This is a genomic window from Streptomyces sp. NPDC005899 (genome assembly GCF_040629645.1).
Taxonomy (GTDB): domain Bacteria; phylum Actinomycetota; class Actinomycetes; order Streptomycetales; family Streptomycetaceae; genus Streptomyces.
This window is the reverse complement of the sequence record NZ_JBEXWB010000287.1, coordinates 1-8,396: the sequence shown is the minus strand read 5'-3', so window position 1 is coordinate 8,396 and position 8,396 is coordinate 1. Positions and strand designations below refer to the sequence as shown.

Below are 8,396 nucleotides of genomic sequence, written 5' to 3'. Positions count from 1 at the left end.
GCCCGGCCGGGGACCGGCCGGGCAGCCTTCGAGCCCGTATCGGGCGAGGCCTTGGCGCCGCGTCAGATGAGGCCCTGCGCCAGCATCGCGTCGGCGACCAGTTCGAAGCCCGCGATATTCGCACCGGCCACGTAGTTGCCGGGGCTGCCGTACTTCTCGGCGGTGGTGAAGCAGGAGTCGTGGATGTGGCGCATGATCTCCGCGAGGCGCTCCTCCGTGTGGGCGAAGGTCCAGGAGTCACGGGAGGCGTTCTGCTGCATCTCCAGGGCGCTGGTCGCGACCCCGCCCGCGTTGGCCGCCTTGCCGGGCGCGAAGGCGACGCCCGCGTCCTGGAGGACGCGGACCGCCTCGGGCGTCGTCGGCATGTTGGCGCCCTCGGCGACCGCCTTGACCCCGTTGCGCACGAGGGTGAGCGCGTCGGCCTCGTGGAGTTCGTTCTGGGTGGCGCAGGGCAGTGCCACGTCCACGGGCACGTCCCAGACGCCGGTGCCGGCGACGTACCGCACGTGCGGGCCGCGGCGCTCGGCGTACTCGGAGATCCGGCCCCGGCCGGTCTCCTTGATCTCCTTGAGCAGGGCCAGGTCGATGCCCTTCTCGTCGACGACGTAACCGCCGGAGTCGGAGCAGGTGACGACCGTCGCGCCGAGCTGCTGCGCCTTCTCGATGGCGTAGATGGCGACGTTCCCCGAGCCGGACACGGCGATGCGCTGGCCGTCGAGGGACTCGCCGCGCACCCGGAGCATCTCGGCCGTGAAGAGCACGCAGCCGTACCCGGTCGCCTCCGTACGCACCAGCGCGCCGCCCCAGCCGAGGCCCTTGCCGGTGAGGACACCGGACTCGTAACGGTTGGTGATGCGCTTGTACTGGCCGAAGAGGTAGCCGATCTCACGGCCGCCGACACCGATGTCACCGGCGGGGACGTCGGTGTACTCGCCCAGGTGGCGGTGGAGTTCGGTCATGAAGGACTGACAGAACCTCATGATCTCGGCGTCCGTGCGGCCCTTGGGGTCGAAGTCCGCCCCGCCCTTGCCGCCGCCGATCGGCATTCCGGTGAGGGCGTTCTTGAAGATCTGTTCGAAGCCGAGGAACTTCACGATGCCGAGGTTGACCGAGGGGTGGAAGCGCAGTCCGCCCTTGTACGGGCCGAGTGCGCTGGAGAACTCCACACGGAAGCCCCGGTTGACGTGGATCTGACCGGAGTCGTCCGCCCACGGCACCCGGAAGATGAGCTGGCGCTCGGGCTCGCAGACACGCTCGATGATCCGTGCGTCGACGAACTCGGGCCGCTCGGCCAGCACCGGGCCGAGGGTTTCGAGGACCTCGCGCACCGCCTGGTGGAACTCCTTCTCGCCCTGGTTGCGGCGCAGGACCGCCGCGTAGAGCGGCTCGATGACACGGTCGTCGACGGTGTGCTGGGTGACGGGGGCGGAGCTGGCCGGCATCTGATCAAGACCTTCCGTGGGTGGGCTCGTGCGCGTCGGCGCTCCCTGTCCCCGGAGGCGCCACCGGCCCTGGCGGACCGTGCACCAGCCAATTGTCCCAGCGGGTCGCCGCGTTCCCAGGAGCCGTTCCACATAGTGGCCCCGCCCGTCCGTTTCCGGGCGGAGGCGCCACAGGCCCCGGTGGCCTTCCCGCCGGGGCGGACACGCCCCCGGAAACCTGGCGGCGCGCCCGCTCCGGGGTGGCGAACCTCACAGTCCCTCGGCGGGGACTGTGAGGTTCCGGAAGAGGTCCGTGCGGGCTTCGGACCGCCCGTGGCGGCCCGCACGACCCGAGGCCGGGCCGAGTCACCACCACGGCCGGGCGGGGCGCGGCGCCCGGTGTCTCCGGACACCTGCCGCCGCACGAACCGGCACGCACCCGGATCAGGGTTGCGGCCCGCGACACCCCTGCCGTGCACGACTCACGCCACCGCGTTCTCCGTCACGGTGACTCTGCCCTTGCGGATGGTCGCGACGCGGGGGGCCTTGCGGGCGAGGGAGCTGTCATGGGTGACCATCACGAAGGTCAGCCCGTGTTCCTTCCACAGCCCGTCGAGCAGGTCCATGATCTCGTCGCGCATGGACTCGTCGAGGTTGCCCGTCGGTTCGTCGGCGAGCAGCACCTTCGGCCGCTTCACGAGCGCCCGGGCGATCGCGACGCGCTGCTGCTGGCCGCCGGACATCTCGCTCGGCAGGTGGCCGGGCCGGTCGCCGAGGCCGACCGACTCCAGTGCCTCGGCGGCACGTTCGCGCCGCGTCCTCGCGCCGAGGCCGAGGGGGACGAGCGCGGTCTCGACGTTCTCCTGGGCGGTGAGCGTCGGGATCAGGTTGAAGCTCTGGAAGACGAAGCCGATGGACTCGGCCCGGACCTTGGTGAGCCGGGACTCGGGGAGCTTCGCCAGATCGACACCGTCGAGCTCGACGGTGCCGGACGTGGGGCGGTCAAGTCCGCCGAGCATCTGCAGGAGGGTGGACTTGCCGCCACCGGTCGGGCCCTGGATGACGAGCCTCCCGCCGTCCTCGATGGTCAGGTCGACCCCGGCGAGCGCGTCGACGGGGTTCTTGCCGCGCATGTAGCGCTTGGTGACGCCCTTGAGCTGGTACACGTGTGGACTCCTGCTGTACGTACGAGGGGAAGGTGCGGGGCGGTGTCAGGCGACGCGTCGCAGCGCGTCGGCCGGGCGCAGCCGGGAGGCCCGCCAGCCGCCGAAGGCTCCCGCGACGAGACCGCCGGCCACCGCCAGGGCGACGGCGACGAGGATCGTGGTGAGGGAGACCGGAGCGGTCAGCGCGATGTCGAGGGTCCTGGAGGCGGTCCCGCGTCCCGGGCCGCCACCCATCGGGCCGCCGCCTCCCATGCCGCCGCCTCCGCCGCCGCCGGAGGAGCCGAGCTGGGCGGTGAGGGTGGGGCTGAAGGCGGTCACGGCGTAGGCGCCGGCGAGCCCGGCCGCTATGCCGAGGACTCCGCCCGTCAGGCCGTTGACGAGGGCCTCGCCGACAACCTGGCCGGTGACGCGTCCGCTCTTCCAGCCGAGGGCCTTGAGGGTGCCGAACTCCCGGACGCGCCGGCTGACGGCGGAGGAGGTCAGCAGGCCCGCGACCAGGAACGCGGCCGCCAGGACCGCGACGGAGAGCCACGTGCCCACGCTGGAGGCCAGGCCGGAGGCGGTGGAGAGGGATCCGGACACGGTGTCGGCGAGGTCGGCGGACGTGGTGACCGTCGTGCCGGTGATGTTCTTCTGGATGGCGGCCTTGACGGCGTCGATCCGCTGCGAGTCGACGGCCTTCACGTAGATGGTGGTGATCTGGCCCTTGGATCCGGCGACCGTCTGCGCCTGCTTCAGCGGGAGGTAGACGTCGGCGGCGGCGTCACCGCTGTCCGCGGTGGAGACGCCCACGACCGGGTACGCCGTCCCGGAGATCGTGACGGTCTTCCCGACCGTCAGCCCCTTCTCCTGGGCGTAGGCGGAGTCCACGACCGCGACCTTCGCGTCGGTCTCGGCGGCCTTGAAGCCACGGCCCGCGGTGATCGCGGAGGAGGTCAGGGGGCCGAGGTCCTGCCGGGTGACGTCGGTGCCGTAGACGGTGAATGAGTTGACGTCGAAGGAGGCACCGCCGCCCTTGACCTCACCCTGCGGCCGGCCGTTCTGCCCGCCCCCGGGGCCGTCCTGCCCCGCGGCCGGGTCCTGCTCGAACTCGCCGCGCCGGAACTGGCCGTCGACCTTCATGACCGTCAGGCTCAGGCCGCCGACGGCGTCCGAGACGCCGTCCTGGCCGGCGACTTGGGCGACGGTGCCGGCGGCCAGGGTCCGGAAGCCCTGGACCATGACCCGGTCGGTGCTCTGGTCCGCCGCGTCGCCGTCCTCGGCGTCGAACTCGAACCGGGGCCGCTGGGTGCCCGAGCCCTGGGCCGCGGCGGCCTTGGTGACCGTCATGTCCGTGCCCAGGCCGTACAGCGATTCCAGGACCTTGTCCTGGGCCTTGGCCATGCCCGAGGACACCGAGGTGACGATGATGACCAGCGCGATACCCAGGGCGAGCCCGGAGGCGACGACGAGCGCCGCCTTTCTGCGGCGGCGCAGTTCGCGCCGGAGGTAGGTGAAGAACATGGCCCGAAGCTATGGACCGGGTGTGATGAGGAGTTGAGGCCGCGATGAGAGCCTGATGAGAACCCGCACGGCCGCACACGCCGAAGGCGGCGGCACCGGGAAGTCCGGGTGCCGCCGCCTTCGGGAGGGGGGAAGGGCGCGGGGAGCGCGTGATCAGGCCTGGGAGCCCGCCGTCCACTCCGACCAGCTCATGTTCCAGCCGTTGAGGCCGTTGTCAGGGGCGATCGTCTTGTCCGGGGAGTTCTTGACGACGACCACGTCACCGATCATGGAGTTGTCGTAGAACCACGCGGCGGGCGTGTCGGGGTCGTCCGCGCCCTTGGTGTCGGACAGGCCGACGCAGCCGTGGCTGGTGTTGGCGCTGCCGAAGATGGACTTGGCGCCCCAGTAGTTGCCGTGGATGAAGGTGCCCGAGGTGGACAGCCGCATGGCGTGCGGCACGTCCTTGATGTCGTATTCGCCCTTGCCGTCGTCGTCCGTGAAGCCGACCGTCGAACCGTCCATGCGGGTCTCCTTGAACTTCTCGGAGATCACCATCTGGCCGTTGTACGTCGGGTTGTCGGAGGAGCCGGCGGAGATCGGAATCGTCTTGACCGTCTTGCCGTCCCGGGTGACGGTCATGGTGTGGGCCTTGGCGTCGACCGTCGAGACCTGGTTGCGGCCGACCTTGAAGGTGACCGTCTTCTGCTGCACCCCCATGACACCGTCGGCGCCCTCGACGCCGTCCAGCGCCAGCTTGAGCGTGACGGTGGAACCGCCCTGCCAGTAGTCCTCGGGGCGCAGGTCCAGGCGCTGGTTGTTGAACCAGTGGCCGACGACCTCCTGGCCGCTGCTCGACGTCACCTTGATGCCGTCCTGGACGGCCTTCTTGTTGGTGATCGCCTTGTTGAAGTTGATCGAGACGGGCATGCCCACGCCGACCGTGGAGCCGTCCTCGGGGGTGAAGTTCCCGATGAAGCTGTTCTCCGGGGACACCGTGGTGAAGGAGCTGTTGCCGTGCGCCTTGCGGCCCTCGGAGTCGGCCGCCGTCGCGCTGATCCGGTAGGTGGTCGAGCGTTCCAGCTGGCCCTTCGGCTTCCAGCTGGAGCCGTCGGCGGCGAGCGTGCCCTCCACGGCGTCGCCGGCCGCGGTGGTCATCGTCACCTCGGTCAGCTTGCCCTTGGCCACGGTCACCACGGCCGCGTTGTTGATGCTCGCGTTGGTGGCGCCGTTCTTCGGCGCGATCGTTATCTGCGCCTCCGAGGCGTCCTTGGCCGCGGCCTCGTCCACCTGCGCCTGCGACGTCTTCGAGCTGCCGGCGCTCGCGCCCGTGCCACCGCCGTCGTCGCTGCAGGCCGAAAGCACCAGCACGCCGCCGAGCAGTGCGGACGCGGCCGTCAGGCCCTTGCGCCGCTTGCTGACCGTCATCACACGCTTCTCCATCGTTGCCGATTCCCCGAAATTCCCCGGACGGGACCACCTCACAGCGATCCCCTCAATGTTCCAAGAACACCCGGATCGGGTGTTCCGTTCCACGCCTGCGGCAGATGTGGGGAACACCACTCATCGACGCGCCGGTGACGCCGGTGGTTCCCGCACCCTGAGGGACGTGTCGGCGGGCGTCAGCGTTCCGTGGCCCCGCCGTCCTCCTCCTCGTCCGCCGCATCCTCCCCGACTCCGTGGTAGAGCTCGTCGTCCTCGCCGCCGGCCGCCCAGTCCTCGGCTTCGGGGTCGTAGTCGATCGTCTCGCTGCTCCACGACGCCTGGGCGAGTTCCACCCCGGGCACCTGCCCGATCAGGTCGAACGGGTCGATGAGCGAGGCGACGGCCTCCGCTCCGTCTTCCCTGACCGTCTCCTCGGCATGCGTGCGTTCCTCGGCGGACTCGTCGGCGGACGCCCCCGAGGCGGTGAAATCGGCGGCGATGCTCTCGAGCGCGGTGCCGGTCAGGGCGTCGGGGTCGGTGACCTCGAGCACCATCTCCACGCGAAGCCGAACAAATGAGGGTGTCTGCGCAGTCGTCATACGCCGGAGCGTAAGGCTCGTGGGACCTGCGGGTTTCGTCCGACCCGCTGGTTTGCTTAGCATCGGGTCACGGGGCTAACTGCTGGTCGTCGCAAGGGGATCCATTCCGTGTCCATCGCTCGTCGCATGCTGCTGACCACCACGGCGGCAGGCACCCTGCTCTGCGCCCTCTGGTTCGTCCCCTCCGCCAACGCCACCGGCGGGACGGCCCCGCACGGCGGTCCGGCCGGCAGCGTCGCCCGGGCGTCGCGGGGCGCGGCGGTGGAGCCCGTCGCGCAGGACAGGCTCGCCGACACGGGGGCCGGGTTCGACACCACGCCGTACGTGATCGGCGGCACGCTCTCCCTGTCCGTCGGAGCCGGGTTCGTCGCCTACTCGGTACGCCGGTCCGGCACGGTGCGCACCGGCCTCTGAGCCCTTCGCGGCCCTCCGGCCGGCGGGGGACCGCCGGCGGGGCCGCCGGTGGTCCCGCACGGTTCAGTCCAGGCGTCCGGTCACCGCCTCCACGGCCGCGACCAGCTTCCCCTCCCGCACGAAGGTGTCCGCGGCGGCCAGGTCCGGGGCGAGGAAGCGGTCGGGCCCCGGGCCCTGGACCCCGGCGGCCCGCAGGGCCTCGATGACGGCCCGCGAGGCGGGCGCGGGGACGAGGCCCCGGTCGGCGCGCAGTTCGACGGCACGCGTGGCGGCGTACAGCTCGACGGCCACGACGCGCGCGAGGCCGTCGACGGCCGTGCGGAGTTTGCGCGCGGCCGACCAGCCCATGGAGACGTGGTCCTCCTGCATCGCGGACGACGGGATCGAGTCGACGGAGGCGGGGACGGCGAGTCGCTTCAGCTCGCTGACCAGCGCGGCCTGCGTGTACTGGGCGATCATCAGCCCCGAGTCGACCCCGGCGTCGCCGGCGAGGAACGGAGGCAGGCCGTGCGAACGGTTCCGGTCCAGCAGCCGGTCCGTGCGGCGCTCGGTGATCGACCCGAGGTCGGCCGCGACGATCGCCAGGAAGTCCAGGACGTACGCCACGGGTGCCCCGTGGAAGTTGCCGTTGGACTCGACCCGGCCGTCCGGAAGCACGACCGGGTTGTCGACGGCGGAGGCCAGCTCCCGGTCCGCGACGAGCCGGCCGTGCGCGAGCGTGTCGCGTCCGGCCCCGTTGACCTGGGGCGCGCAGCGTACGGAGTAGGCGTCCTGGACCCGGGGGGCGTCCCCCGTGACCTCGCTGTGGCGCCCGGTGAGCCCGGAACCGGCGAGCACCCGCAGCATGTTCTGCGCGGAGATGCCCTGGCCGGGGTGCGGGCGGATGGCGTGGAGCTCCGGGGCGAGGACCTTGTCCGTGCCGAGGAGCGCCTCCAGGGTGAGGGCGGCGGTGATGTCGGCCGAGGTGTACAGGTTCCTGAGGTCGGCCAGGGCCATCACGAGCATGCCGAGCATGCCGTCGGTGCCGTTGAGGAGGGCGAGTCCCTCCTTCTCGCGCAGTTCGACGGGCGTGATGCCGTGGGCGGCGAGGAGCTCGCCGGCGGGGCGTACGGTGCCGTCCGGGCCCTCGGCGTCGCCCTCGCCCATCAGGGTCAGGGCGCAGTGCGAGAGCGGGGCCAGGTCTCCGGAACAGCCGAGCGAGCCGTATTCGTGCACGACGGGCGTGATGCCCGCGTTCAGCACGTCGGCCATCGTCTGCGCGACCTCGGGGCGTACGCCGGTGTGTCCCGAGGCGAGGGTCTTCAGCCGCAGGAACATGAGCGCCCTGACGACCTCGCGCTCGACGTGCGGACCCATGCCCGCGGCGTGCGACCGGACGATGTTGCGCTGCAGCTGCGCCCGCAGCTCCGGGCCGATGTGCCGGCTGGCGAGGGCCCCGAAGCCGGTGGAGACGCCGTACACCGGCTCGGGCTTGACGGCGAGGGCGTCGACGATCTCCCGGGCGGCGGCCAGGGCTTCCACGGCGGCGGCGGAGAGCTCGACCCGGGCGCCCCCACGGGCCACGGCGACGACGTCCTCGGCGGTGGTACCGGACGTCCCCACCACGACTGTATGCATATCCATATTCAGAATCGTACGGACTGAATCGCTACATGTCACCAGTGGTCGTGCGGTTGACCCCTTACGGGCCGTTGCCGGTGACCCCGGGCGCCGCCCACGCCCTGCCGGTGACCCCGGGACGCGTGCCGCCCAGGCGCTGCGTGGTCCGGGGTCGCGTGCCGCCGACGCCCTGCCGGACCCCGGGCGCCGTCTTCGACCTGGTCGGCAAGGCCGGTCAGGTCGTGCGGCTGGAGTTGGAGAAGACGCTCAACATGGGTGTCGGCATGATC

Annotated in this window: 8 protein-coding genes; 2 read left to right on the top strand and 6 right to left on the bottom strand. The window is 71.4% G+C overall.

The features are described 5' to 3' along the window. Positions 1-62: 62 nt before the first annotated feature. From gdhA to ABZ371_RS25125, 5 genes are all read right to left on the bottom strand, one after another. Complete coding sequence (gdhA, locus tag ABZ371_RS25145; protein ID WP_358683543.1) at positions 63-1,442, bottom strand: NADP-specific glutamate dehydrogenase; 1,380 nt, start codon at positions 1,440-1,442, stop codon at positions 63-65. Positions 1,443-1,903: 461 nt separating this feature from the next. Continuing rightward, the gene (locus ABZ371_RS25140; protein WP_358683541.1) at positions 1,904-2,587 is read right to left on the bottom strand and encodes an ABC transporter ATP-binding protein; all 684 of its coding nucleotides are present in this window, start codon (positions 2,585-2,587) and stop codon (positions 1,904-1,906) included. Between the two features lie 45 nt (positions 2,588-2,632). Next, positions 2,633-4,090 carry an ABC transporter permease gene (locus tag ABZ371_RS25135; protein ID WP_358683539.1) on the bottom strand — a complete coding sequence of 486 codons (1,458 nt, stop codon included), beginning with the start codon at positions 4,088-4,090 and terminating at the stop codon, positions 2,633-2,635. Positions 4,091-4,243: 153 nt separating this feature from the next. After that, positions 4,244-5,512 (bottom strand): Ig-like domain-containing protein, encoded by a 1,269-nt coding sequence (locus ABZ371_RS25130; RefSeq protein WP_358683537.1) that lies wholly within the window; start codon positions 5,510-5,512, stop codon positions 4,244-4,246. Between the two features lie 179 nt (positions 5,513-5,691). Beyond that, complete coding sequence (locus tag ABZ371_RS25125; protein ID WP_358683535.1) at positions 5,692-6,093, bottom strand: hypothetical protein; 402 nt, start codon at positions 6,091-6,093, stop codon at positions 5,692-5,694. Between the two features lie 108 nt (positions 6,094-6,201). On the opposite strand from ABZ371_RS25125, the gene ABZ371_RS25120 reads away from it, so the two are divergent. Beyond that, the gene (locus tag ABZ371_RS25120; protein WP_358683533.1) at positions 6,202-6,507 is read left to right on the top strand and encodes a hypothetical protein; all 306 of its coding nucleotides are present in this window, start codon (positions 6,202-6,204) and stop codon (positions 6,505-6,507) included. Between the two features lie 63 nt (positions 6,508-6,570). Here ABZ371_RS25120 and hutH read toward each other — a convergent pair whose 3' ends face one another. Then, positions 6,571-8,130, bottom strand: coding sequence for a histidine ammonia-lyase (gene hutH / locus ABZ371_RS25115; protein WP_358683531.1), 1,560 nt, complete (start codon positions 8,128-8,130; stop codon positions 6,571-6,573). Between the two features lie 29 nt (positions 8,131-8,159). Here hutH and ABZ371_RS25110 point away from each other — a divergent pair. Continuing rightward, positions 8,160-8,396, top strand: a 237-nt coding sequence (locus ABZ371_RS25110; RefSeq protein ID WP_358683545.1) for a hypothetical protein, incomplete at its 3' end; no start/stop codon positions are given.

Excerpts from the sequence above, each read along its gene's own strand:
- gdhA (WP_358683543.1), bottom strand. The coding sequence starts at position 1,442 with ATGCCGGCCAGCTCCGCCCCCGTCACCCAGCACACCGTCGACGACCGT.
- ABZ371_RS25135 (WP_358683539.1), bottom strand. The coding sequence starts at position 4,090 with ATGTTCTTCACCTACCTCCGGCGCGAACTGCGCCGCCGCAGAAAGGCG.
- ABZ371_RS25130 (WP_358683537.1), bottom strand. The coding sequence starts at position 5,512 with ATGGAGAAGCGTGTGATGACGGTCAGCAAGCGGCGCAAGGGCCTGACG.
- ABZ371_RS25125 (WP_358683535.1), bottom strand. The coding sequence starts at position 6,093 with ATGACGACTGCGCAGACACCCTCATTTGTTCGGCTTCGCGTGGAGATG.
- hutH (WP_358683531.1), bottom strand. The coding sequence starts at position 8,130 with ATGGATATGCATACAGTCGTGGTGGGGACGTCCGGTACCACCGCCGAG.